The sequence below is a fragment of the Halomonas alkalicola genome, from assembly GCF_030704205.1.
GTDB lineage: Bacteria > Pseudomonadota > Gammaproteobacteria > Pseudomonadales > Halomonadaceae > Halomonas > Halomonas alkalicola.
The window spans coordinates 2,788,846-2,814,325 of sequence record NZ_CP131913.1 but is presented as its reverse complement, the minus strand read 5'-3'; the positions used below and the strand labels follow the sequence as shown (position 1 = coordinate 2,814,325).

Here is a 25,480-nt window from a genome sequence, read left to right as displayed (position 1 = left end):
GGCGTCTCGTCAGGAGGTGGATGCCGAGGTGCGCAGGTGGATCGTCACCCGCTCGCCGGCGGCCTGGTCGCTCAGGCTGAGCCGGCGGCCCTCGTGCAGCAGTCGATGGTTGACCTCCGGGGATCCGACCCGGAGGCGATAGCGGTTGCCGGGCACCGGCTCGTCGATCTCCTCGATCCAGTAGCCACCCTCGCCGTCGGAGACCTGTCGCCCCCGGCCAGGCACGTGGCCGAGCCCGGCGGCGAAGTCGGGCTGGTGGCTGCGCTCCAGCACCATCAGGCCCTCCCGGTGGCGATAGCGATAGCAGTCCTGCACGGGAAAGCCGGCCACGGAGTGGTTCCACTCCAGGCACCAGGCCTCGCCCTCGGGCATCGGCAGCGAGGCGATCCGCCGACCGTTGTCGGCGGTGACCTCCAGCCAGCCCTCGTCGTCGGCATGGGCCGACGGAGCGAGCAGCAGACAGAGCGCAAAGGCCGCCGGCCCGAAGGCACGGCGGCTGACGTCATGGATCGAAGAAGACATCGGGGTGCCCGGCTCGGGGCGCGTTACGGGCGCTGGTGGTCCTGGACCTCGGCGCCGATCTCCTCATAGTAGCGCAGCGCGCCATCATGGAAGGGCACCGGGGTGGAGTCGATGCTGAACTCCACGGTGGTGTCGTTGGCCGCCGGGTGCACCGCGATCAGCTCATCGGTCTGCTCGAAGAGCATCTTCGTGATCTGGTAGGCCAGCTCCTCGTCCATCTCGCTGCTCACCGCCAGCACGTTGGGAATGCCGATGGTCTGCACGGCCTCGTCCATGCCCTCGTAGAGGCCGGCACGCAGGTCATAGGGGGCGAAGACCGGCTCCGCTTCCCGGGCGTTGGCCACTTCTTCCTCGGAGAGTCCCACCAGGCGGATATCGCGGGTGGTGGCCAGGTTGAGGATGGAGCTGGTGGGCGGGCCCACGCTCCAGAAACCGGCGTCGATGTCGCCATCGCGGATGGCGTCGGCGGTCTCGTTGAAGTTCAGGCGCTGGGGGGTGAAGTCGTCATAGGTGATGCCGTTGGCTTCCAGCAGGGCGCGGGCGTTGAGCTCGGTACCGCTGCCCGGAGCGCCCACCGAGACCCGCTTGCCGCGCAGGTCCTCGAGGGACTCCACGCCGGAGTCGGCCAGGGTGACCAGCTGCACGGCATTGGGATAGACCGAGGCCAGGGCACGGATGTTGTCGAGCTGGCGCCCCTCGAAGTCGCCGGTGCCGTTGTAGGCCTGATAGACGGTATCGGCCAGGGCGAAGGCGAGATCGGAGTCGCCGCGCCACACCAGGCCCATGTTCTCCACCGAGGCCCCGGTGACCTCGGCCACCGCGCTGGCCCCCTCGATATGGCTGTTGATCATCTCGGCCAGGCCGCCGCCCAGGGGGTAGTAGACCCCGCCGGTACCGCCGGTGGCGATGGAGAGCTGCTGGGCCGCGGCCAGCGGGGCCGTCGCGATCAGCGAGGCGGCGACGGCGTACTTCATGGCATTCATGGCAATCCTCCGGGCTGAAACCCGTTTGTTGTATCGTTGTTGTCGGTGCTGGAGGGAAAGCACCTGAGGGAAACCTAGCATGGCCCCTGCGTGAGAGGCCCTGGCCATATTTCTACGTTTTCAGTTTTTTTCGGCAATTCCACCAAGGTCGCCCGCTCAGCCCTCCACCAGCGACTTCACCTGCTCGACGATATGGGCACCGATGGGAATCGCCGAGGTCGCCGCGGGCGACGGGGCATTGCCCACGTTGAGGGTGCGCCGGGTGTTCACGAACAGGAAGTCGTCCACCAGCCTGCCGTCCCGGGAGACCGCCTGGGCGCGCACCCCGGCCGGATAGGGCTCGAGGTCCTCGAGGGTCAGGCTCGGGCAGTACTTGCGCACCAGCTCCAGGTAGCCCCGCTTGTAGAGGGAGTTCTTCATCTCCACCAGGCCCGGACGCAGGTTCTTGCCCAGCACCTTGAGGATGCCGGGGTTGGTGAACATCCGCGCCATGTCGGGAAGCGAGATATCACGCTTGTGGTAGCCCTCGCGCTTGAGCGCCAGCACCGCGTTGGGCCCCACGGTGACGCTGCCGTCGATCATCCGCGTCAGGTGCACGCCCAGGAAGGGCATGGAGGGGTCGGGGATCGGATAGATCAGGTGGTTGACGATCGCATTGTGCTTCGCCGGCAGCCGGTAGTACTCGCCGCGGAAGGGGCAGATGGTGAAGCCTGGGTCCTGGCCCAGCAGGCGGATCACCCGGTCGGCCATCAGCCCCGAGCAGGTCACCAGATAGTGCCCCGTGAACTCGCCTCCACTGCTGCTTACCACCACCTCGCGGCTTCGCTCCTCGAGGCCCGTCACCTCGCAGCCGTAGCGGATCTCGCCGCCCATCCGCTCGAACTCGGCGGCCATGGCGCGGGTCACCGCGGCGTAGTCGACGATGCCGCTGGAGGGCACGAAGATGCCGCCGACCCCGGTGATATTGGGCTCGCGCTCGGCCAACGCCTCGGCGGAGAGCCACTCACGCTCGAGGCCGTTGGCCGCGGTGCGCTCCCAGAGCGCCTTCATGCGCTCCATCTCCAGGTCGTTGGTGGCCACCAGCAGCTTGCCGCAGGTGTCGTAGGGAATGCCGTGGGCCTCGCAGAACTCGACGGTGGCCCGGTTGCCGGCCAGGCAGAAGCGCGCCTTGAGGCTGCCCGGGGTGTAGTAGACCCCGGCGTGGATCACGCCGCTGTTGTGGCCGGTCTGGTGCATGGCCGGCTCGGCCTCCTTCTCCAGCAGCAACATGCGCCGCTCCGGGTAGGCCTGCTTGAGCTGCATGGCGGTGGACATCCCCAGGATGCCGCCGCCGACAATGATGAAATCGTGCATCTTCTCTCTCTGCTGAAGGGTGCTGGCTGAACCACGCTGGCGGACACGCGCATGCCACGCCGCAGGGCGTGGCATGGCTCATATCATGACAACCGCTCGGGCTGCCGTCACTTCCCGGCGCCTTACACCTGGCGCGGGTCGCGCAGGGTCTTGGCGTGGGTGAAGTAGCCGCGCTGGCGCATCAGCTCGCGGCGCAGGTCCGGGTGCGGGGTGAAGCGGTCGCGGCCGTGCAGCCAGAAGTGGTTGTTGATCAGCAGGAAGCTGCCAACCGGGTTGGGCAGGGAGACGATGGCCGGGCTGGTCTCCAGGGACTCGGAGAGGTCGGTCAGCCAGTTGCCCTCCTCGTAGTCCTTTGGCTGCACGAACTGGTCGATGTAGGCCATGATCGGGCGCCCCTCGCGGTCCACATCGAAGACCGGGTGGAAGACGTCGCGGGCCACGTTCTTGCTGGGCGGCGCGGTCCAGCGCATCGGGCGATGGGCCAGCGGGTGGGCGAAGAAGCGCTCCAGGTCGGCCCAGTCGTCCAGGTGCAGCAGCAGGGAGGTGCCGCCCGCCATGTTCTGCTCGTCGATCTTCATCATCAGCACGTAGTCGGTGTCCTGCTCGACGAAGGTGCCGTCGTTGTGCAGCTCCATGACCCGATGCGGCTGGCGCAGGTAGGAGTCGGAGTTGTCGACGTTCTTCACCACGAAGCGCGCGTAGTACTGGCCGCTCATGGCGTCGTAGTTGGAGCGCCCCATCAGATGGGCCACGGCGGTGGAGAGCTTGACCATCTCCTCGGCCTGCTCCACGGAGTCGAGCCCCTCCATCACCACCTGAAAGCCACCGGTGGCGCGATCCACCAGGGTGTTGACCAGCACCGGCTGCAGGGTGTTGTCGCACAGGTCGTCCAGGATCTTCGCCACGCGGAAGCGCAGCATCGACTTGTACTCCAGCGCCTGCACTGGCCACTCGGCCACGGCCGCCACGAAGGCCTCGACCACCTCGCGCGAGATCGTCAGCTGGATCAGGCGCGGCGAGGCGGCGGAGGGGGCCAGAGTGAAGCCGCGGATATCGGCGGGCAGCGGCATGGCGACGGCGGGAAGCTGGGTCAGGATCGACATGTCAGGGTCTCCAGGGGAGTGAGAGGATGACTGCCCCTCAAAAATATCTACATTTTTAACTTGTGTCAAAATATATATTTAATGGCGATAGAAATTGCTCGCCATGCCGCCCTCTCCTGCCCCCTGCAAACGACACCGCCGAGGCCAGGGGCCTCGGCGGTGAACGCCACACGAACGGAAGGGACTGGCCGGGCGCGCCCGGCCCGCCTCAGGCGGTGATCGCCTCGAGAGAGCGCTCGATGATGGCGAGCCCCTCCTCCAGCACTGCGGAGGGGGCGGTGATCGGCACCAGCACGCGGATGGTGTTGCCGTAGAAGCCGCAGGAGAGCAGGATCAGCCCCTGCTCGCGGGCCTTGGCGCACAGCGCCTGGGCCTGGGCCGGGTCCGGCCGGCCCTCGGCGTCGAGCAGCTCGAAGGCCGCCATGGCGCCCAGGTTGCGCGCATGGCCCACCGGGGCGAAGCGCTCCTGCCAGACCGCGAAGCGCTCGGCCAGCATGCGGCCCATCTGCTCGCTGCGCTCGAGGATGTTCTCCTCCTCGATGGCGTCGAACACCGCCAGGGCCGCCGCGCAGGAGAGCGGGTTGCCGCTGTAGGTACCGCCCAGGGAGCCCGGCCCGGAGGAGTCCATCACCTCGGCGGTGCCCACCACCGCCGAGAGCGGCATGCCGTTGGCCAGGGACTTGGCGGTGGTCAGCATGTCGGCCTCGATGCCGCTGTGCTCCAGCGCGAAGAGCTTGCCGGTACGCGCGAAGCCCGACTGCACCTCGTCGACGATCAGCAGGATGCCGTGGCGGTCGCAGAGCGCGCGCAGCGCCTTGAGGTACTCGGGCGAGGCGATATAGAAGCCGCCCTCCCCCTGCACCGGCTCGATGACGATGGCCGCCACCCGATGAGCCGGGATGTCGGTCTTGAAGAGCTTCTCGATGCCCGCCAGGGCCATCTCGTCGCTGATGCCGTGCAGCGGGTTGGGGTAAGGCGCGCGATAGACGTCACCCGGCATCGGGCCGAAGTCGTTCTTGTAGGGCAGCACCTTGCCGGTCATGGCCAGGGTCATCATGGTGCGGCCGTGGAAGGCGCCGTCGAAGGTGATGACGCCGGAGCGGCCGGTGGCGGCGCGGGCGATCTTGACCGCGTTCTCCAGCGCCTCGGCGCCGGTGTTGACCAGCATCGCCTTGCGCTCCGGGCCCTTGACTGGGGCCTTCTCGCAGAGCCGCTGGCAGAGCTGGATATAGGGGGCGTAGGAGAGCACCGCCGAGCAGGTGTGCATGACGCGCTCGAGCTGGTCCTGCACGGCCTTGACGATGCGCGGGTGGCGGTGGCCCAGGTTGAGCACGCCGATGCCGCCGGCGAAGTCGATCCAGCGCTGGCCATCCTCGTCCCACAGCTCGGCGTTCTCGGCGCGGGCCACGAACTGGGCGGTGGGGGGGGCGGCGCCGTTGGCCACGAAGCGCTTCTTGAGCTCGTTGAGCTCGGCGTTGGTGAAGGTCTGGGTCATGGTGAGATCCTGGCAGAGAGTGGGTGACACGGCGGGCTCAGAGCCCGCCCACGCAGACGTACTTGAGCTCGGTGAACTCCTCGAGGCCGTGGCGCGAGCCCTCGCGGCCGAGGCCCGACTCCTTGACGCCGCCGAAGGGGGCAAGCTCGGTGGAGATGATCCCCTCGTTGACGCCGACCATGCCGTACTCGAGCCCCTCCATGACGCGCCAGATGCGGCGGTAGTCCCGGGCGTAGAAGTAGGCGGCCAGGCCAAAGGGGGTATCGTTGGCCATGGCGATCGCCTCCTCCTCGTCGCGGAAGCGGAACACCGGCGCCAGCGGGCCGAAGGTCTCCTCGCTGGCCACGGCCATCTCCGGAGTGGCATCGGCGATCACGGTGGGGGCGTAGAAGCTCTGGCCCAGCGCATGGAGGGTGCCGCCGCACAGCAGCCGCCCGCCCTTGGCCACGGCGTCATCCACGTGACGCTGTACCTTGTCGACGGCGGCCTGGTTGATCAGCGGGCCGATCATCACGCCCGGCTCGCGGCCGTCACCCACCGGCATCGCCGCGACCTTCGCGGCCAGGGCCTCGACGAAGGCGTCGTAGATTCCCTCCTGGACCAGGAAGCGGTTGGTGCAGACGCAGGTCTGGCCGGCGTTGCGGTACTTGGAGGCGATGGCTCCGGCCACGGCGGCGTCGAGGTCCGCGTCGTCGAAGACGATGAAGGGGGCGTTGCCGCCGAGCTCCATGGAGGCCTTCTTGACGGTGCCGGCGCACTGGGCCAGCAGCTTCTTGCCCACCGGGGTGGAGCCGGTGAAGGAGACCTTGCGCACGCGGGGGTCGGTGGTCAGCACCTCGCCCACCGCCGCGGGGCTCGCCGCGGTGACCACGTTGATCACCCCGGCCGGGATGCCGGCCTCGCGGGCCAGGCGCGCCAGGGCCAGGGCGGTGAGCGGGGTCGCCTCGGCGGGCTTGATCACCACGGTGCAGCCGGCGGCGATGGCCGGGGCGCACTTGCGGGTGATCATCGCCATGGGGAAGTTCCAGGGCGTGATGGCCGCCACCACGCCGATCGGCTCGCGCAGCACCAGCAGGCGCTTGTCGGCGGCATGGGTCGGCAGGGTCTCGCCGGCCATGCGCTTGGCCTCCTCGGCGAAGTACTCGATGAAGCTGGCGCCGTAGGTCACCTCGCCGCGGGATTCCGCCAGCGGCTTGCCCTGCTCCAGGGTCATCAGCTCGGCCAGCCCCTCGGCCTCTTCCTGGATGCGCAGGAACCAGGCGCGCAGCAGGGCGGCGCGCTCCTTGGCCGTGGTCTTCTTCCAGGCGGCGCCGGCCGCCTCGGCGGCGGCCACCGCCTGGCGGGTCTCGTCGGCACCCAGGTCGGCCACCTGGGCCAGCCGCTCACCGGTGGCGGGGTTGGTCACGGGGAAGCTTGCGCTGCCGGTCAGCCAGGCCTCGCCCACCAGGGCGGCGGCCGTGCCGTCGATCAACAGCGAGTCGATCAGCGTCATGGGGGTCTCCTCTTGTCGGTATGGGGAAGCACGCTAGCAGCAAGGCGACCCGCCACCTATGGACCACTTCCCCGGCCAGGTGGACCAATCCTCACCCGCAGGGGATAATCGCCACACACCGCGCCACCGTTGCCACCGCCATGCCGCCCCAGGTCTCCCTCGCCCCGCTTCTCGCCCGCGTCAGCCAGCAGCCCGAACGCCTGGGCAAGGGCGTACGCATCGAGCAGGCCCTGCGCCTGACGATCCTGCACGACTGGCTCGACGGCAGCCGGATGCCCTCCCACCGGCTGCTCTGCCAGGAGCTGAAGGTCGCGCGCGACACCCTGGCCCAGGCCATGCGGCGACTGGGGGAGGAGGGGCTCATCTTCACCGGGCAGGGCCAGGGCACCTGGACTCGCCGCCCGGTCACGCCGGACCCGACGCCGGCCGACGCCGCCCCGCGCCTCTCGACCCGGGCCGCCGCCATCCTGGACGCCCCCAGTGCCAGCGCCATCCAGAGCGGCGCCTTCATGCCCGGCATCCCGGACATCACCCAGTTCCCCATGGCCAAGTGGCGCGAGCTCTATGCCAGCGTCACCGTGCCGCGCAACGCCCTGCTGCTCTCCTACTCCGGCGGCGGCTACGGCCCGCTCAAGCGCGCCATCCGCGACTTCCTGTGGCGCTGGCGCCGGCTGGAGTGCGAGACCGACCAGATCATCATCACCGAGGGCACCCACAACGGCATCGAGCTGTGCGCCCTGGCGCTCACCGACGTGGGTGACCGGGTGCTGATGGAGTCCCCCTGCTACTGGGGGGCGCGCAACGTCTTCACTGCCGTGGGCGCCAGGGTCGACCAGCTCGCCTGGTCCCCGGAGGCGGGCCACGCCCCCGGGGAGGCGAACGCCCCGGTGCGGCTGGCCTACTTCACCGGCTCGCACCACTACCCGCTCAGCGTGCCCACCTCCCGAGCGCACCGGCAGGCGCTCTGCGCGCGCCTCGCGCCCGACTTCGTGCTGGAGGATGACTACGAGTTCACCGGCGAGGATGGCGCCAACCTGATGTTCGACGGCCGCTCGCCCCGGCACCTGCTGGTCGGCTCCTTCTCCAAGCTGATGTTCCCCGGCCTGCGCCTGGGCTACCTGGTGGCCCCCCGGTCGCGGGTGGCGCCACTCAACCAGCTGCGCAGCGAGGTGTTCCGCGAGGGGCGCCTGCTGGACCAGGCCGCCCTGGCCCAGTTCATCGCCGAGGGGGAGCTGGACGCCTGGTACCGCCGTATCCAACGCGACTACCTGGCCCGCCAGCAGGTGATGCACGACCAGCTGGTGCAGGTGCCCGGCGTGCTCCACGTCTCCCCGCCCAGCCACTCCATCAGCCTCTGCGTGCAGTTCGCGCCGGAGGTGGATGACCGGCGCGTCGCCAGCCGCCTGCTGCAATCCCACCTCATCACCCGCCCGCTGAGCCCGGCCTGCGCCCCCGACGACCCGCGCAGCGGCCTGATCCTCGGCATCGGCATGCTCTCCGGCAACACCCTGGCCAGCGAAGCGGTACGCCTGCGCCACGTGCTGACGCGCTGCCTGCAGCGCACCTGAGCCTGCTCCTGCGGCGTCTTCTTGCTGCCACCAAAGCATCATCGAATCGACACTGGCAAAATCGCCGAAGAGACCCCATAGTGTGCATGTCGCAATCGCCCACTGGAGCATCATGAGTACTGCACGTCACACCCAAGCCGCGGACCAACTCGACCCCCCGCGAAGTAGCCCTGACCTCGACGTCAGGGACCTGGAAAAACGTACACGCCTCATGCGCATCGTGACTCGGCTGATCGCCGTCTCCGACCTCGGCTGCCGAGAGATCGCCCGCCGTGCCGGCCTGCCGGCCCAGAAGGTCAGCGATCTGCTCTCCGGCCGTCTGGAGCATCTCTCCGTCGAGGAGCTGCAGATTCTCTACCGCACCATCGACCCGGAGCCGACGGCCCACTGACGCCGCCCCCCCCCCTCTCCTATCACGCCCTGCCGGGTCACCGGCGGGGCGTGATGCTTTCCCTTGGCTGCCAGCCACTTGCGGCAACATTAAGCGAGCATTAAGAGCTTGCTAATCATCTCTTGATGCATATCAAGCCACTCGACCTTGGTCGCAGGTAGGCTTTCCGGTGTCACCCTCTTATCCCGCCGCGGGGCGATCCCCCGCGACACCCAGGCCACCGGAGGCGCCATGGACCACCTTCGCCGCTCCCTTCTCGGCCAGCTCGCTCGCCTCAGCGCGGGTGCCGCCCTGATACCGCTTTCGAGCGTTGCCAGCGCCGGCATCAACAGCCAGCCGCCCCGCCGAGAAGGCGACCCCACCAAGCGCTACGGCATGCTCATCGACCTGCGCCAATGCATCGGCTGCCAGGCCTGCACCGTGTCGTGCCATATCGAGAACGACGCCCCCCTGGGCAAGTTCCGCACCACCGTCTCCCAGTACGAGGTGGAGCATCAGGAGACCGGCGAGCTTGCCACCTTCATGCTGCCGCGCCTGTGCAACCACTGCGAGAACCCGCCCTGCGTGCCGGTCTGCCCGGTCCAGGCGACCTACCAGCAGCAGGACGGCATCGTGGTGGTGGACAGCGACCGCTGCGTGGGCTGCGCCTACTGCGTCAACGCCTGCCCCTACGACGCCCGCTTCATCAACGACAGGACCCAGACCGCCGACAAGTGCACCTTCTGCGCCCACCGCCTGGAAGCCGGCCTGCTGCCGGCCTGCGTGGAGAGCTGTGTGGGCGGCGCGCGGATCATCGGCGACATGCGCGACCCTGAAAGCCAGATCAGCCGCATGATCGCGGAGCACCGCGACGAGCTGATGGTGCTGCAGCCTGAAAAGAACACCCTGCCCCAGGTCTTCTACCTCGGCATGGACGAGCGCTTCATCACGCGCCCGCTCGCCGAGCCGGTGGCCCTGGAAGTCCTCGACCCCCACGGCAAGGAGATGGGTTATGAATTCCATGGCCATTGAGCTGCTCGCGCCCCGCTACGCCATCGCCTGGTACCCCTGGGCGGTGCAGTACTTCTTCCTGATCGCGCTCTCCTACGCCACCCTGTGGCTGGCGGCACCGGCGCTGGTGTTCGGCAGGCAGCGCTGGCTGCCCACCGCGCGCCTGGCGATGCTGGCCTGCCTGACCACGACCCTGGTGGCCCCGGTGGCGCTGCTCGCCGACCTGCACCAGCCGCTGCGCTTCTGGCACTTCTACGCCTACGCCACCTCGAGCTCCTGGATGTCCATCGGCAGCCTGCTGCTGCCGCTCTACGTGGTGGGCGTGCTGCTGCTCGCCTGGCTGGCCTGGCGACCGGCGCTGCAGGCCAGCCGCCAGGCACCCGGCCTGCCGGGCCTCGCCGCCCGCCTGCTGTCGTTCGGCTCCGCCCCTACCCCGCGCGCGGCGCTGGTGCTGGTGGGCCTGGGCACCCTGGCGCTCTCCACCGGCATCATGCTCTATACCGGCGCCGAGCTTGCCGTGGTCAAGGCGCGCCCGCTGTGGAACACCGTCTGGCTGCCGCCGATGCTGGTCGCCACCGGCTTTATCGCCGCCGCCGGCCTGATCCTGGTGCTCAACCGGGTCAGCGGCCTGCGTGACCAGGCCAGCAGCGGCCAGATGCTCAGGGTGCTGCTGGGCGCCTGCCTGGTGGCCGGGATCGTCGCCGGCAGCTGGTTCCTGGACGGCATCAACGCCAACGTCGGCTCGGTGGCCGCGGCGCTGGACTCGGTGCGCGCAAGCCCCTCCTGGCGCAGCACCGCCCTCTGGGGCGGCCTGACCGGGGTGGCCCTGTTCGGCGCCGTGCTCTACCTGCTCACCCGCCCCGCCGCCCGCCGCCCGGCCCTCTTCGCCTGGGCCTGGGTGCTGGGCCTGGTGGCCATCCACATGGGCTGGATGTTCCGCTGGGTGGTGCTGATGGACGTGCAGCACGTGGCCCGCAACAGCGCCGGCTTCCACCACTACGGCATCCCCGCCGGCTCCTCCGGCATCCTCGGCATCGTCGGCACCTTCGGCCTGTGGCTCGCCGCGGTCCTGGTGATCGACCTGCTGATCCCCTGGCGCCAGGCGCGCCAGGGCGGCAGCGCCGCCGACGTCTCGCTCTCGGACAGCACAGCGTCATCCGAAAGCACCGCACACCCCGACGCCAAGCGCGCCGCACACAACATGGAAGGAGCGCCCCGCCATGGCTAAGTCCCCCGTCGATACCTCACGCCGCCGCTTCATGAAGGGTGCCGTCGCCGCCGGCGGTGCCGCCACCTTCGTCGCCGGCTACTCCGCCCCCCTGGCCAAGATGGCCAAGGGCGTCACCGGCAGCGCCGGCGAGACGCCGAAGCACCCGATCCACGGCAACTCCCTGGCGCCGGAGTATCGGGTCGACCTCGACAGCGGCGAACTGACCCTCAACCCGGACCAGCGCACCGCCTTCACCATCTGCTACGGCTGCACCACCCAGTGCGGCGTGCGGGTGCGCGTCGACAGCGAGAGCGACCGGGTGCTGCGTGTCTCCGGCAACCCCTACCACCCGCTCTCCGCCGACGACCACCTGCCCATGCGCACCCCGGTGGCCGAGGCGCTGCGCCACGTCAGCGCCTACGGCGGCCAGGGCCAGGTCAACCGCTCCACCGCCTGCGCCCGCGGCAACGCCATGATGAGCCAGCTGGAGAGCCCCTTCCGCATCGACCACTGCCTCAAGCGGGTGGGCGAGCGCGGCGAGCGCCAGTGGCAGAAGATCTCCTTCGAGCAGCTGATCGAGGAGATCTGCGAGGGCGGCGACCTGTTCGGCGAGGGCCACGTGGACGGCCTGCGCGCCATCCACGACCATGACACCCTCATCGACCCGGAGAACCCGGAGTACGGCCCGAAGGCCAACCAGCTGATGGTGATGGAGGCCACCGACTACGGCCGCTCGGAGCTGCTCAAGCGCTTCACCCTCAACGGCTTCGCCACCCGCAACTACGGCCACCACGGCTCCTACTGCGGACTGGCCTTCCGCATGGGCTCCGGTGCCGTGATGAACGACCTGGGCGCCAACGCCCACGTCAAGCCGGACATCCAGAACGCCCGCTTCATCATGTACATCGGCACCGCGCCGAGCCAGGCGGGCAACCCCTTCAAGCGCCAGGGCCGGCTGATCGCCAAGGCGCGCGCCGAGGGCACCCTGGAGTACGTGGTGGTGGACCCGGCGCTCAACGCCGCCGCCTCCCACGCCGCCGCCCACAACCGCTGGGTGCCGATCCGCCCCGGCACCGACAGCGCCTTCGCCATGGCCATCATCCAGTGGCTGCTGGACAACGAGGGCTATGCACGGGCGTTCCTCGAGCTGCCCGGCAAGGCTGCCGCGGACGCCGCCGGCGAGGCCACCCACTCCAACGCCACCCACCTGGTGATCGATACCGAAAACCACCCCCGCCGCGGCCGTTTTCTGATGGCCAGCGACCTGGGCCTGGCCGAGGCCGGAAGCGACGCCGATGCCCCCCTGGTGGTGGTCGACGGCAAGCTCGTTCACGGCGAGGAGGCGATGGCCGCCGAGCTCTTCGTCGACCGCGAGGTCGAGCTCGCCGGTTCGTCGGAAGGGCCTGGGAGCACCGTGCGGGTGAAGAGCAGCATGACCCTGCTGCGGGAGTCGGCCAACGAGTACGACCTGGCCACCTACGCCGAGCACTGCGGCATCCCCGAGGCCACCATCGTCGAGCTGGCCGAACGCTACGCCAGCCACGGCCGCCGCGCCGTGGTCAACTGCCACGGCGGCATGATGTCGGGCAACGGCTTCTACGCCGCCTTCGCGGTGCAGATGCTCAACCTGCTGGCCGGCAACTACAACATGAAGGGCGGCAGCGCCGTGGGCGGGGGCCAGTTCAACGGCTTCAGCCAGGGCCCCCGCTACGACCTGGTGGACTTCCCCGGCAAGCGCGGCCCCCAGGGCGTCTTCCTCTCCCGCTCGCGCTTCCCCTACGAGCGCTCCTCGGAGTACCGCCGCAAGGTAGAGGCCGGCGAGAACCCCTACCCGGCCAAGGCGCCGTGGCGCTCCTTCGCCCCGCCCACCCTCACCGAGCACCTGCCCTCGGCGCTGGACGGCTACCCCTACCCGATCAAGGCGCTGATCGGCTGCATGGCCAACCCCATCTACGGCCAGGCCGGGCTCGAGGCGATGATCGCCGACAAGCTCAAGGACCCGAAGCGCCTGGGGCTCTTCGTGGCGGTGGATGGCTTCATCAACGAGACCAACCGCTACGCAGACTACATCGTGCCCGACTCGGTGATGTATGAGGTGTGGGGCTTCACCGGCGCCTGGAAGGGCACGCTGGGCCGGCTGACCACCGCCTGCTGGCCGGTGGTGGAGCCGCGCCAGCAGAAGACCGCCGAGGGCGAGCCGGTGTGCCAGGACAGCTTCTTCATCGCCGTGGCCCGGCGCCTGGGCCTTTCCGGCTTCGGCGACGAGGCGATCCCGGATGCCGACGGCCACCTGCACCCGCTCAACCGCGCCGAGGACTATTACCTGCGCGCCGCGGCCAACATCGCCTACATGGACGAGCCGCTGCCCGAGGCCGACGAGAGCGACATCGCCCACGCCGGGCTCGCCCCGCTGCTGCCGCGGCTCGAGCGCACCCTCAAGGAAGAGGAGCGTGGCCGGGTGGCCTACCTCTACGCTCGCGGCGGGCGCTTCCAGGACGCCAGCGACCACTTCCGCGGCGAGCGGCTGACCAACGCCTGGCGCCGCACCCTGTGCGTCTACAACGAGGTGGTGGGCACCAGCATCGACACCATGAGCGGCAAGCCCAACCGCGGCGTGCCCGGCCACAGTCTGCCGCTGCTGGCCAACCAGCAGACCATGCGTGAGGTGTTCCTCGAGGAGGAGTGGCCGCTGCTCGCCTTCTCGTTCAAATCCAACCTGATGAACTCCTACGCCATCGGCAACGAGCGGCTGCGCATGATCAAGCCCTACAACCCCGTGCAGATGCATCGCCAGGACGCCGAGCGCTACGGCATCAGCCACGGCGATACCGTCCGCATCGAGAGCCCCGGCGGCAGCGTGGTGGGCCTGGCGCTGGTCAGCGAGAGCGTGATGCCGGGGTCACTGGGCATCGAGCACGGCTACGGCCACCGGGATCTCGGCGCCACGCCGCATGTGATCGACGGCGAGTCCCAGCCGGACATGCCCTGGCTGCGCGCCGGCATCAACATCAACGACCTGGGCTTCCGGGACCCGACCCGCAACGTGGACGGCACCTGGCTCGAGCCCATCAGCGGCGCCAGCGTGCGCCAGGGCCTGCCGGTGAGGGTCCGCAAGGCCTGAACCCGCCGCGCCCGAACCAACCGAGCCTGGATAAACCACTGAAAGGCAGAGCGCCCCCCCCGGGAAACCGGCGGGGGCGCTGTCGTTGGCGCTCCTGTCAGCCGCGGGGGCTCAGTCGAAGGCGTCGGTGACCGCCCCGGTGCTGGCGGAGCTGACGGTCCTCGCGTACTTGGCCAGCACCCCGCGGGTGTAGCGCGGCGCCGGCTGCTGCCAGGCGGCGCGGCGGCGGCGGCGCATCAGCTCCTCGTCGGAGAGGTCGACCTCGATGGTGTCGGCCTCGGCGTCGATGGTGATCACATCGCCATCCTCCACCAGCGCCAGCGGGCCGCCGTCGAAGGCCTCTGGGGTCACGTGGCCGACCACGAAGCCGTGGCTACCACCGGAGAAGCGCCCGTCGGTGATCAGCGCCACCTCGCTGCCGAGCCCGCGGCCCATGATCGCCGAGGTGGGCGTGAGCATCTCGCGCATGCCCGGCCCGCCCTTCGGGCCCTCATAGCGGATCACCACCACGTCCCCGGCCACCACGGTGCCGTCGTTGATGCGCGCCTGGGCCTCCTCCTCGGAGCCGAACACCCGGGCGGTGCCGGAGAAGCGGGTGCCCTCCTTGCCGGTGATCTTGGCTACCGCCCCCTCCGGCGCCAGGTTGCCGAAGAGGATGCGCAGGTGGCTCTCCGCCTTGAGGGGCGCATCCAGCGCCGCGATGATCTTCTGGTCGTCGGGATAGGGGGCGACATTGGCCAGGTTCTCGGCGAGTGTGCTGCCGGTCACCGTCAGGCAGTCGCCGTGCAAGAGGCCGGCATCGAGCAGGGTCTTCATCAGCGGCTGGATGCCGCCGATGGCGACCAGCTCGCTCATCATGTAGTGGCCGCTGGGGCGCAGGTCGGCCACCACCGGCACGCGCCGCCCGATGCGGGTGAAGTCCTCGAGGGCGAGGTCCACCCCGACGGTGCGCGCCATGCCGATCAGGTGCAGCACCGCATTGGTGGAGCCGCCCAGCGCGATCACCACGGTGATGGCGTTCTCGAAGGCCTCCCGGGTCATGATGTCCGAGGGCTTGATGTCACGTTCGAGCAGCGCGAGCACTGCGGCACCGGCCGCCTCGCAGTCCTCGCGCTTGTCGTTGGAGACGGCGTTCTGCGCCGAGCTGCCCGGCAGGCTCATGCCCAGCGCCTCGATGGCCGAGGCCATGGTGTTGGCGGTGTACATGCCGCCGCAGGAGCCGGGGCCGGGGATCGCGGTCTCCTCGATCTGCTTGAGCTCGATCAGGTCGATGTCGCCGCGGCTGTGGGCGCCCATGGCCTCGAACACCGAGACGATGTCGGTGTGGCCCTTGCCGGGCAGGATGGTGCCGCCGTAGACGAAGACGCTCGGCCGATTCAGCCGCGCCAGGCCCATCAGGCAGCCCGGCATGTTCTTGTCGCAGCCGCCGATGGCCACCAGGCCGTCGAAGCCCTCGCAGCAGGCCACCGTCTCGATGGAGTCGGCGATCACCTCCCGCGACACCAGCGAGTACTTCATGCCCTCGGTGCCGTTGGCGATGCCATCGGAGATGGTGATGGTGTTGAAGATCACCCCCTTGCCGCCGGCGGCGTCGGCGCCGTCCCGGGCGTGCTCGGCCAGCTCGCCGATATGGCTGTTGCAGGGCGTGACCATGCTCCAGGTGGAGGCAATACCCACCTGGGGCTTGGCGAAGTCCTCATCACGAAAGCCCACCGCGCGCAGCATGGCGCGGCTGGCCGCCTTCCCGGGGCCGTCCACCACCTTGGCGGAGTGGCGGCGGCGGGGGGCCTTGGGGGTGTCGCTCATGGCGGGGCTCCTTGTGAAGATGGGGTAACCCCCAGAGGGTGGACCTCGAGCCCCGGGCTGTCCATAGCCGCCGGCCTGGCTAGTCGGCGAGCCCCAGCTTGTTCCAGCGGTAGCTGAACTGGCGAGGCGTCAGCCCCAGCAGCTGGGCGGCACGGGTCTTGTTGCCCCCGCTGCGCCGCAGGGCGTGGCAGAGCGCCTCGGGGCTGTGGGAGGTAGCCGGCACATAGGGGCGTACGTCGGCGACCGTCGCGGTGGCGCCCGGAAAGGGGCCCCCGCCCTCCCCCGGCAGCGGCCCGCCCGCGGCACCACCCCCCGGCGCCCCGGCCGCCATCTCCTGCTCCCCGGGGAGGAAGCGCTCCACGTCCTCCGCCTCCAGGGCCGCCCGATCGGTCAGCAGCACCATGCGCTCGATCACGTTGCCCAGCTCGCGGATATTGCCCGGCCAGGGGTAGGCCTGCAGGCGCTCCAGCGCCCCGCCGGTGAGGTGGACGTTGCGCTGGTTGGCCTGGTTGATCCGGTTGAGGTGGTGCAGCGCCAGGGCCGGGATATCGCCGCTGCGCTCGGCCAGGGAGGGAAGCCGGATCGGGATGACGTTGAGCCGGTAGTAGAGGTCCTGGCGGAAGGCGCCCCGGGCCACCTCCTCCTCGAGGTGGCGGTTGGTGGCCGCCACCAGACGCACGTCGATGGCGAGTTCACTCTTACCGCCCAGCCGGGTGATCGACCCCTCCTGCAGGGTGCGCAGCAGCTTGGTCTGCATGGCCAGGGGCAGTTCGCCGATCTCGTCGAGAAAGAGGGTGCCGCCGTCGGCCTGCTCGAAGGAGCCCTGGCGCAGCGACTGGGCGCCGGTGAAGGCGCCCTTCTCGTAGCCGAAGAGCTCGGACTCGAACAGGGTCTCCGGAATCGCCGCGCAGTTGACCTTGATGAAGGGCGCCTCCCGCCGCGGGCTGGCCAGGTGCAGGGCCCGGGCGAAGAGCTCCTTGCCGGTGCCCGACTCCCCCAGCAGCAGCACGCTGGCGGTGGAGTCGGAGACCTGCTCGAGCTCCGTCACCGCCTGGAGCAGCCGCGGGGAGCTGCCGACGATGCCGTAGCGGCTGGCGCTGGAGGCCAGCGCCCGGGAGAGCAGCCGATTCTGCTGCCGGAGAGATTCGGTGCGCGCCTGCATCTGGGCGTGCAGCTGCAGCAGCTGGCCGGCATAGGCCGCCAGCAGCTTGAGCATCTGCAGGTCATCCGCCAGGGGGCGCGGGCGGCGCCGTATCCGGTGGCAGGCCAGCACCCCCAGGGTGCGCTCGGCCACCCGGATCGGCTGGGCGATGAAGGAGACCGGGCCCTCCGGCAGCCGGCTGCGCGCCACCATCCGCCCCAGGAAGAGCGGGTCGCGGTCGATATTCTGGCAGACCATCAGCTGGCCGGTGGCCAGCACCCGGCCGGTGATCCCCTCGTGGAGCCCGTAGCGGCCCCGGGAGACCTCCTCCCGGGTCAGCCCGTAGGCGTAGCGGATCTCGCCGTGGCGGCCCGCCGCGTCCAGCAGCACGATCCGCCCCCGGTTGAGTCCCAGCAGCTCCGACAGCAGGTGCAGCATCTCCTGGAGCGCCGGCCCCGGGTCCGTCTTGCGCCCCGCCAGCGCCATCACCTGCTGCAGCAGCAGCATCTCCTGGGCCCGCCAGAAGGCGGGAGAGCGCTCGCTGTCGGGCTCCTCGGCCCGGCGTCCGCTCCGCTGCCGCGAAACCCGGCCTGTCTCCGTCTCGCACTCCCTCTCCATGTCGCTCCTCCCGCAACGCAGGTGCCCCCGGCCGGGCCGGGGGCAAGACATCACGCCTCACGGCGCCTGTTCTCTGGTCGACGCCGGCTCAGTAGCTCTTGTAGGGCAGGAACTTGCCCGACAGCACCACCTTGACCCGGTCGCCGTTGGGGTTCTCCTCGCGCTGGATATCCATGGAGAAGTCGATGGCGCTCATGATGCCGTCGCCGAACTCCTCGTGGATCAGCTCCTTGATGGTGGTGCCGTAGACGCTGACCACCTCGTACCAGCGGTAGATCAGCGGGTCGCTGGGCACCTCGGTGGGCAGCGACCCCTTGTAGGGCACCACCTGCAGCCAGGCCACCGCCTCGTCGGGCAGGTCGAAGATCTCGCCCAGCACCTCGGCCTGCTGCTTGTTGAAGGTCATCTGGCCGAGGCAGCCGGCGGTGGTCCACTCCTTGCTCAGGCCCACGGCCTGGGCCACGTCGCTCCACTTCACGCCCTTGCTCACCTTGGCGGAGAGGATCATCTCGGTCACTTGCTTACGGTCGGTAATCATCGTGGTTTCTCCTGGTCACTCATCGAGGGGTACTGGGTAAAAGAGGCCGAGCGGGAAGCATCCCCGCCTCAGGCCGGGCCTGCCGCGGCGCGGCGGGGCGTATTCGTCGGCGGCTCATCATCCCGGGAGGCGACGACCTTCAGGGAGTCGAGCCCCGGCCGCACCACCCTGGGCTCGCCGTAGGCGGCCTTGAGGTCGCGCGTCTCCTGGAGCTTCTTCGAGCGGTGCACCAGGAAGTCCACCAGATGGTTGCGCAGCCGGTAGAACTGGGGGTCGTGGTGCATCGTCTCCCGCTGCCGCTCCCGGGGCAGCGTATTGATGACGATCTCGGCGATATGGGCCCGGGGGCCGTTGCTCATCAGCAGGATCTTGTCGGCCAGCAGGATCGCCTCGTCCACGTCGTGGGTGATCATGAAGACCGTCTGACGGGTATCGGCGCAGATCCTGAGCAGCTCGTCCTGGATCACGCCCCGGGTCAAGGCGTCCAGGGCGCCGAAGGGCTCGTCCATCAGCAGCATCTTGGGCTCCACCGCGAAGGCCCGGGCGATGCCGACCCGCTGCTTCATGCCGCCGGAGAGCTCCGCGGGCTTCTTCTTCTCCGCCCCCGCCAGGCCCACCATCTTCAGGAAGCGGGCGCCGTGCTCGGCCACCTGGTTGCGCGACCACCCCGGATGGCGGGAGCGCACCGCAAAGGCGATGTTCTCCTCCACGCTCAGCCAGGGCAGCAGCGCATGGCCCTGGAACACCACGCCGCGATCGAGGCTCGGGCCGTCCACCTCCTTGCCGTCCATCACGATGCCCCCGCGGCTGGCCTGCTCCAGGCCGGCCAGGGCGTTGAGGATGGTGCTCTTACCGCATCCCGAGTGGCCGATGATGCAGATGAACTCGCCCTTGTGGATGGAGAAGCTCACGTTCTCGAACACCGGCGGCAGATCGCTGCGATACTGCTTGGCCAGGCCCTCCACCTTGACGAAGGGCACTTCGCTGTCTTTCACATCATTCGACATAGGTCACCTTCCTCTGCAGTTGGGCAAACATCAGGTCCAGCAGCATGCCGATCAGGCCGATCATCAGGACCGCGAAGATCACGTTGTTCAGCGACAGGTTGTTCCACTCGTTCCAGACGAAGTAGCCGATCCCGGTCCCGCCCACGAGCATCTCGGCGGCGACGATGACCAGCCAGGCGATGCCCATGGAGATGCGCATGCCGGTGATGATGGTGGGCGCCGCGGCGGGCAGGATTACCCGGAAGGCCTTGCGCAGGGGGTTCACCTCCAGGGTCCGCGCCACGTCCAGCCAGCCCTTGCGCACCCCCGCCACGCCGAAGGCGGTATTGACCAGCATCGGCGAGATGGAGCAGATGAAGATCACGAAGATGGCCGAGATGGTGGAGTCCTTGATGGTGTAGAGGGCGATGGGCATCCAGGCCAGCGGCGAGATGGGCTTGAGCACCTGGATGAAGGGGTTGAGGGTCTGGTAGAGCAGCGGCGACATGCCGATCACGAATCCCAGGGGGATGGCCACCGCCATGGCCAGCAGGAAGCCCGCCGCCACCCGCCACAGGGAGTGGGCGAGCTGGATGCCGATGCCCTTGTCGTTGGGGCCGTTGTCGTAGAAGGGGCTGGCCAGGTGGCCCAGAGCGCTGGAGGCGAACTTGCCAGGGGTGGGAAAGCCGGAGCTGCGTTCGCTCTCCGCGGAGAGCCCCATCAGCATGGCGTACTCCGGGTCCAGCGCCTCGCCGCCACCGCTGGCGGTGACCTGGGTCGCCGCATGCCAGATGCCGACCAGCACCAGCAGCAGCAGGCAGGAGAGCAGCCCGGCGCGCAGTTTCAGTGTCTTGTCCATGGTGTCATCCTCGATTCAGTCGGCTGTCGGGCTCAGGCCCGCGACAGCGGCAGGCTCTGCAGATACTCGTCGGCCCGATGGGGGTCGAAGGTGCGGCCCATGATCTCGAAGCTGGGGTAGCCATCCAGCGGCTCCTGCTCCGCCTCGGCCATGCCGAGCTCCGCCATCTGGCGCCTGGCGTCGGTCATCAGGAACACCTCCTCGGCCAGCGCCTTGAAATCCACCTCCTGCTTCAGGTAGCCCCAGCGCTTCATCTGGGTGAGCATCCAGGTCGCCATGCCGTACCAGGGCATCGGCTCGAAGCCGGAGCGGTCGGGCTGGTCCTGGATGCCGCCCAGGCCGTCGGCGTAGCGCCCGGTCAGCGCCTGGCGAATGACGATCTCCGGCTGGTTGAGGTAGTTGGGGGTGGAGATCGCCTCGGCGATGGTGCCGAGGTTGGCCGGATCCCGGGCCATGGCGGAGGCGTTGAGCACCGCCCGATAGAGCGCGGCGAAGGTGTTGGGATTCTCCTGGATGAACGCCTCGGACATGCCGAAGGAGCAGCAGGGGTGGCCGTTCCAGATCTCCTTGGTCAGCAGGTGCAGGAAGCCGATCTGGTCGTAGACGGCGCGCTGGTTGAAGGGGTCCGGCCCCAGGAAGCCGTCGATGTTGCCGGCGCGCAGGTTGGCCACCATCTCCGGGGGCGGCGTGACCCGAAGCTGGACGTCGTTGTCCGGGTCGAGGCCGTGCTCGGCCAGGTAGTGGCGCAGCAGGAAGTTGTGCATGGAGTATTCGAAGGGGATGGCGAAGCGGAAGCCCTTCCAGTTGCGCGGGTCGCGGTTGTCCTTGTGCTTCATGGCCAGGGTGATGGCCTGGCCGTTGGTGTTCTGGATGGTGGCCACGCGCATGGCCTGTCGCGACGAGCCTAGCCCCAGGGAGATGGCCAGCGGCATGGGCGCCAGGAAGTGGGAGGCGTCCAGCTCGCCGTTGAGCATCTGGTCGCGCACCAGGGCCCAGCCCGAGCTCTTGATCAGCGAGACGTTCAGCCCCTGTTCGGCGTAGAAGCCCAGCGGGTCGGACATGATCAGCGGCGTGGCACAGTTGATGGGAATGAAGCCCACCCGCAGGTCCTTCTTCTCCAGCGGCCCCTGGCGCTCCTCGGCCATGGCCTGCAGGCTCTCCATGGGCAGCACGCTGGCGATGGCCGCCATGGCGCTGCCCATGCCCACCGCCTTGAGGAAGCGCCGCCGGGTGGCATCGTGGGGAAACAGTGCCTTGACCGCCGCCGCCTCCACGAAGTCCCGGGAGAGGGTATCGGGGTCCTGCGCCCTCGCCTGCCTGGCCGCTGCATCGTGGTCCGCCTGGCTCTGGTGCTGGCCGCAGCTGCAGCCGCCCAGGCGGGAGTCGCTCGAGTAGGGACGGTAGATATTGTTGTCGCTCATGGCTTGTCCTCGAAGGTGTTGTGCAAGGGGTCAGGCGGCGCGGCGGCCGGCGCCCACGCTCAGGGTGGCCAGGACGCGCTCGCCCTGGCGCTGTTCCATCTCGAGCCGCTCCGCGTCGTCGCTGACCGTGACCCAGTCGGCATCGGGATCCGGCCGGCCGCTCAGGGTGATCGGCAGCTGCCGGGTCTTGAGGCGCACCACCGGCGCCGCGTGGCGGTAGCCCGGGTGGTCACGCTCCAGCAGCGCATGGGCCAGGGCCTCGGCCTGGCGCGCCAGCGGTTCGATGAAGCGACATGGCTGGCCCTCGATGGCGATGCAATCGCCCAGGGCGAAGATGCCGGGCACGCTGGTGGCCAGGGTGCGCCCGTCGACGCAGATCCCGCCGGCGAAGTCGAGCCCGGCCTGACGCGCCAGGCGCGGCTCGGTGGCAAGCCCGGTGGCGGCGACCACCTGATCCACCACCAGCCGCTCGCCGTCGGCCAGCTGCACCACCCGCTCCCCCGCCGCGTTGCGTTCGACGCCCGCGACCGCGACGTTCGGGCGCACCGCGATGCCCAGCGCCCGCTGGGCGGCCAGCAGGCGACGCCCGGCGGCCTCCGGCAGCAGTCCGGCCAGGGGGTAGGCGTGGCGGTCCAGCAGGCTCACGCGATGACCGGCCCGGGCGAGATCCTCGGCCAGCTCGCAGCCGACCATGCCGCCCCCCACCACCGCCACCCGCGCCGGCCCGTCGGCCAGGGCCCGCTGCAGACCGCTCCAGCCGGCCAGGTCGTTGACCCGCCAGCAGTGCGCCTCGGGCAGCGCCTCGGGCAGCGCCGGCCGGGCGCCCATGGCCAGCACCAGGCCGGTGTAGCTCAGGGTCCCGCGGGTGGTGCGCAAACGGCGCGGCTGCGGCGAGAGGCCGGTGACGAAGGTGCGGGGCAGCAGCTGCACGCCCAGGCGCCGCGCCGCCTCGCTCCCGGATTCCCTTACCAGGTCATCGGCGCTCTGGCCGCGGCTCAGCGCCACCGACAGCTCCGGCTTGTGGTAGCGGTCGCCCGAGCAGGCGGTCACCAGGGTGATCGGCAGGTCGCGATCCAGGGCCCGCAGGGCCTCCACCGCCGCCCAGCCGGCCAGGCCGGCACCCACCACCACCGCACCGACGCGGCGGGGGCTGGCGTCGGCCGCCACGGCGTCCACCGGCTCCCTCGGCACGAAGGGCTCGAAGTCTGCCTTGGTCACGCCGCACAGCGGGCACTCCCAGTCGTCGGGGATATCCTCGAAGCGAGTGCCGGGGGCCAGGCCGCTGTCCGGGTCGCCCTCCGCCTCGTCGTAGATCAGGCCGCAGGCGCGGCAGATGTACTGCTGAAAGGGACGCTCCTCGCTCATGACGGCATCTCCTCGCGCATCAGGCGCGCCATCTCCCAGCGCAGGTGCTTGATGGCCGGCGTCACGATGGCCACGAAGTGCGCCTCGCGAATGCGCCGCTGGGGAGCCGCGCTCATCAGATAGCCCCTGGCCCCCTGGTGGAGCAGCGCCGACTGGGAGGCGCGCAGCGCCAGCTCGGCCCCCTGCACCCGGGCGTCCAGCACCTCGAGCAGGAAGTCGCGGCCGCCCTCGAAGGGGGTCTTCGCCAGCGTCAGGGCGCGCTGGCGCAGCTCGTCCAGCTCCGCCTGCAGGGCGTCGGGGCGCTCGTCGAGATGCTGGTTGACGTGCCCCAGCGCCGGCTCCACCTCGCGGATGGCGTCGATGCTGCCCTGGGTGACCCCCACCGCCATGCCGGTCTGCAGCAGGATGAAGGCGGCCTTGATGCGGGCGATGAAGGGGCGCGCCGGGTCGGCGATCAGCTCATCCTCGCCGACGAAGTAGTCCTTGAGGGTGATGCTCCAGGTGCTCGAGCCCTCCATGCCGGAGAAGGCCGGGCACTGGCGCAGCGCCACCTCCTCCCGGCAGTGCAGCACGAACATGATCTCGTGGGAGAGGCTGCCGTCGGCGCCCTCGACCCCGGCCAGGGCGCCGCAGTACTGGCCGGCGGCGATATGGCTCACCCAGGGCAGGGTGCCGCTGACCCGGTAGCCCCCCGGGACCCGCCGGGCCCGCAGCGCCAGGCTCTCGATCCCCGACAGCGCCTTCATGGGGTTGGAGAGCGCCGTGCCGCCGAAGCTGTCGCCACGGGCGTGGCGCTCCAGGAAGTCACCGCAGAGCGCCGGGTTGCCCGACTGCTCCAGGTAGAGGCCGAAGACATCGTGGGCCCAGACCAGAAAGCCGGTGGTGCCGCAGTGGCGGCTGACCTCGGCCATGGCGCCGATGGCCTGGTCGAAGCGCTGGCCGCGGCGGTCCAGGTGGGCCCCCAGGCCCCCGGCGCGCCCCAGGGACGCCATGATCTCCAGCGGGTAGTGGCCCCGGTCGATGCGTCCGGCCATCTCGGCCAGGGGGCCGGCGGCGATCCGCTCGACCCGCGACACGATATCGGCACTCGAGGCGTCGCCGGGTGGAAGCCCCGGGGCGGGGGGCGGCGCGGGGCGAACGGCGTTGGCAGTGGCGGCTTCGATCATGGTCATCTCTCCGTGCAGGCGTTCAGGGGTACGGTCGCGCGGCTTATTCCGGGTCCGCCAGGCTGATGCTGAAGGGGATGGGGTTACGCATGGTGTTGGCCACCGGGGAGTAGAAGTTGGCGTGCCGGACGATCTCGTCGAGCTCCTCGCGGCTGGCGTCGCCCTCGACCAGCACCTTGACGCGGATCTCCTGGAAGCCCATCTCGGGAGGCTGCTTCTCGGCGCCGCCGGCTCCCCAGGCGGCGGGGTTGCCGATATCCCCCTCCAGGAAGATCTCCAGGCGGCTCAGCTTGACCTGCTTCCAGGTGGCCACGGCGGTGATGCCCACCGCCAGGCAGCCGCCCAGGCCGGAGAGCACGATCTCGCCCGGCGCCGGCGCGGTATCTTCGCCGAACAGGTGCAGGGGCTCGTCCACCACCACCTGGTGCCCGCTGACGTGGCTGATGGTGCGGTACTGCCCTTCGGTGACGGTGTGGACCTTGTTGGTGCCCCGGGTGGCAGGGTTGCTGCGGCCCTTCTCGGCGAAGCCCAGCAGGCCGTCACGGTCGATGGGGCGCAGATAGTCGGAGCCGGTGGTGGCAACGGTGGCGGAAACGGTGGCTTCGGCGGCTTGGCTCATGGTGTTCTCCTGGGTGTCTCGAATGGCTTGATGAACGTTTTCACCAAGCAGTTGCAAGCCAGGCACCAGGAATGCCAAAAACCCTACTGAGTCTCTTATTTTCAGATACTTGAAAACCAGGCAAGGGACCTCGAGCGATCCCGGGAAGCCCGACAATGTCGGACAGAGTGGCGACAATGTCTACAATTGGTGCGACGCACCATGCCAAGAAGCCATGGCGGTGCAGGGAGAGGAGCGGCATCAGCGACAGGTAGCGCCCCCTCTCCGGGCCAAGGGGGCGAGCGCGCTCCGGGACTGCTAAAGTACTGGGCGCCAATCGCAACGGCGGCACCCCTTCATTCGCCCACCAGACAAGGAACGTTACATGGACCACAACTCTCAGGAACTTCTGCGCGACCTGATCGAGCCGCTCTACCGCGGCAAGTTCTGGATGCAGCTCACCGGCGTGATGCTGATCCTCTCGGGCATCCTCACCGCTCTCTCCATCGTCGGCCTGATCGTGGCCTGGATTCCGATCTGGGCGGGCTGGGTGCTGATGCAGGCGGCGGGCGCCGCCGGGCGGGTCTTCGAGAGCGGCGACTCCCGGGACATGAAGTTCGCACTCGGCAAGCTCAAGACCTACTTCACCATCTTCGGCGTCCTGATCCTGATCTACCTGGCCATCGCCGTAGGCGGCATGCTGTTCGGCGCCATCGGCATGATGGGCATGATGGGCGGCAGCTGGTAGCGGCTG

21 protein-coding genes are annotated in these 25,480 nt (G+C 69.5%); 6 read left to right on the top strand and 15 right to left on the bottom strand.

Annotation, left to right across the window (positions count from 1 at the left end):
- Positions 1 to 9 precede the first annotated feature (9 nt).
- From B6N23_RS13320 to B6N23_RS13295, 6 genes are all read right to left on the bottom strand, one after another.
- Complete coding sequence (locus tag B6N23_RS13320) at positions 10 to 522, bottom strand: DUF1850 domain-containing protein (protein ID WP_305499709.1); 513 nt, start codon at positions 520 to 522, stop codon at positions 10 to 12.
- A 23-nt stretch (positions 523 to 545) separates the two neighbouring features.
- Positions 546 to 1,505, bottom strand: coding sequence for a TAXI family TRAP transporter solute-binding subunit (locus tag B6N23_RS13315; protein ID WP_305499707.1), 960 nt, complete (start codon positions 1,503 to 1,505; stop codon positions 546 to 548).
- Between the two features lie 156 nt (positions 1,506 to 1,661).
- Positions 1,662 to 2,858, bottom strand: coding sequence for an L-2-hydroxyglutarate dehydrogenase (gene lhgD, locus B6N23_RS13310; protein ID WP_305499704.1), 1,197 nt, complete (start codon positions 2,856 to 2,858; stop codon positions 1,662 to 1,664).
- Positions 2,859 to 2,980: 122 nt separating this feature from the next.
- Complete coding sequence (gene glaH / locus B6N23_RS13305; protein WP_305499702.1) at positions 2,981 to 3,961, bottom strand: glutarate dioxygenase GlaH; 981 nt, start codon at positions 3,959 to 3,961, stop codon at positions 2,981 to 2,983.
- Positions 3,962 to 4,169: 208 nt separating this feature from the next.
- Positions 4,170 to 5,456: a 4-aminobutyrate--2-oxoglutarate transaminase gene (gene gabT / locus B6N23_RS13300; protein WP_305499699.1), complete on the bottom strand. Its 1,287-nt coding sequence runs from the start codon at positions 5,454 to 5,456 to the stop codon at positions 4,170 to 4,172.
- Positions 5,457 to 5,493: 37 nt separating this feature from the next.
- Positions 5,494 to 6,948 carry an NAD-dependent succinate-semialdehyde dehydrogenase gene (locus B6N23_RS13295; protein WP_305499696.1) on the bottom strand — a complete coding sequence of 485 codons (1,455 nt, stop codon included), beginning with the start codon at positions 6,946 to 6,948 and terminating at the stop codon, positions 5,494 to 5,496.
- A gap of 140 nt (positions 6,949 to 7,088) precedes the next feature.
- Between B6N23_RS13295 and B6N23_RS13290 the strand changes: the two genes are divergently transcribed.
- From B6N23_RS13290 to B6N23_RS13270, 5 genes are all read left to right on the top strand, one after another.
- On the top strand, positions 7,089 to 8,516 hold the full coding sequence (locus B6N23_RS13290; protein ID WP_305499695.1) for an aminotransferase-like domain-containing protein: 1,428 nt from the start codon (positions 7,089 to 7,091) through the stop codon (positions 8,514 to 8,516).
- 112 nt (positions 8,517 to 8,628) lie between these two features.
- The gene (locus tag B6N23_RS17145; RefSeq protein WP_119021446.1) at positions 8,629 to 8,907 is read left to right on the top strand and encodes an XRE family transcriptional regulator; all 279 of its coding nucleotides are present in this window, start codon (positions 8,629 to 8,631) and stop codon (positions 8,905 to 8,907) included.
- Between the two features lie 231 nt (positions 8,908 to 9,138).
- On the top strand, positions 9,139 to 9,918 hold the full coding sequence (gene dsrO, locus B6N23_RS13280) for a sulfate reduction electron transfer complex DsrMKJOP subunit DsrO (RefSeq protein ID WP_253445133.1): 780 nt from the start codon (positions 9,139 to 9,141) through the stop codon (positions 9,916 to 9,918).
- Complete coding sequence (gene nrfD, locus B6N23_RS13275) at positions 9,899 to 11,125, top strand: NrfD/PsrC family molybdoenzyme membrane anchor subunit (RefSeq protein WP_305499692.1); 1,227 nt, start codon at positions 9,899 to 9,901, stop codon at positions 11,123 to 11,125. Before dsrO ends, nrfD begins: the two co-directional genes overlap by 20 nt.
- On the top strand, positions 11,118 to 14,228 hold the full coding sequence (locus B6N23_RS13270) for a molybdopterin dinucleotide binding domain-containing protein (protein WP_305499679.1): 3,111 nt from the start codon (positions 11,118 to 11,120) through the stop codon (positions 14,226 to 14,228). The genes nrfD and B6N23_RS13270 overlap by 8 nt, the downstream gene beginning before the upstream one ends.
- Before the next feature lie 111 nt (positions 14,229 to 14,339).
- On the opposite strand, the gene ilvD is transcribed toward B6N23_RS13270, so the two are convergent.
- From ilvD to B6N23_RS13220, 9 genes are all read right to left on the bottom strand, one after another.
- Complete coding sequence (gene ilvD, locus B6N23_RS13265) at positions 14,340 to 16,034, bottom strand: dihydroxy-acid dehydratase (RefSeq protein WP_305499675.1); 1,695 nt, start codon at positions 16,032 to 16,034, stop codon at positions 14,340 to 14,342.
- A 79-nt stretch (positions 16,035 to 16,113) separates the two neighbouring features.
- Positions 16,114 to 17,793, bottom strand: coding sequence for a sigma-54 interaction domain-containing protein (locus tag B6N23_RS13260; RefSeq protein WP_253445143.1), 1,680 nt, complete (start codon positions 17,791 to 17,793; stop codon positions 16,114 to 16,116).
- Positions 17,794 to 17,881: 88 nt separating this feature from the next.
- Positions 17,882 to 18,331, bottom strand: coding sequence for a cyanase (cynS, locus tag B6N23_RS13255; protein ID WP_062375986.1), 450 nt, complete (start codon positions 18,329 to 18,331; stop codon positions 17,882 to 17,884).
- A 68-nt stretch (positions 18,332 to 18,399) separates the two neighbouring features.
- On the bottom strand, positions 18,400 to 19,338 hold the full coding sequence (locus B6N23_RS13250) for an ABC transporter ATP-binding protein (protein ID WP_305499667.1): 939 nt from the start codon (positions 19,336 to 19,338) through the stop codon (positions 18,400 to 18,402).
- Complete coding sequence (gene ntrB / locus B6N23_RS13245) at positions 19,328 to 20,176, bottom strand: nitrate ABC transporter permease (RefSeq protein ID WP_305499665.1); 849 nt, start codon at positions 20,174 to 20,176, stop codon at positions 19,328 to 19,330. Before ntrB ends, B6N23_RS13250 begins: the two co-directional genes overlap by 11 nt.
- Before the next feature lie 32 nt (positions 20,177 to 20,208).
- Entirely contained in the window at positions 20,209 to 21,597 is a 1,389-nt protein-coding gene (locus B6N23_RS13240; protein WP_022524340.1) for an ABC transporter substrate-binding protein, read from the bottom strand.
- A gap of 30 nt (positions 21,598 to 21,627) precedes the next feature.
- Positions 21,628 to 22,962, bottom strand: a complete 1,335-nt coding sequence (locus B6N23_RS13235) for an FAD-dependent oxidoreductase (protein ID WP_369424648.1) — start codon at positions 22,960 to 22,962, stop codon at positions 21,628 to 21,630.
- Complete coding sequence (locus B6N23_RS13225) at positions 22,959 to 24,128, bottom strand: acyl-CoA dehydrogenase family protein (protein WP_305499662.1); 1,170 nt, start codon at positions 24,126 to 24,128, stop codon at positions 22,959 to 22,961. Before B6N23_RS13225 ends, B6N23_RS13235 begins: the two co-directional genes overlap by 4 nt.
- A gap of 43 nt (positions 24,129 to 24,171) precedes the next feature.
- Entirely contained in the window at positions 24,172 to 24,747 is a 576-nt protein-coding gene (locus B6N23_RS13220) for an OsmC family protein (RefSeq protein WP_062375954.1), read from the bottom strand.
- Between the two features lie 364 nt (positions 24,748 to 25,111).
- On the opposite strand from B6N23_RS13220, the gene B6N23_RS13215 reads away from it, so the two are divergent.
- Positions 25,112 to 25,474 carry a DUF5362 family protein gene (locus B6N23_RS13215; protein WP_305499654.1) on the top strand — a complete coding sequence of 121 codons (363 nt, stop codon included), beginning with the start codon at positions 25,112 to 25,114 and terminating at the stop codon, positions 25,472 to 25,474.
- The last annotated feature ends 6 nt before the right edge of the window (positions 25,475 to 25,480 follow it).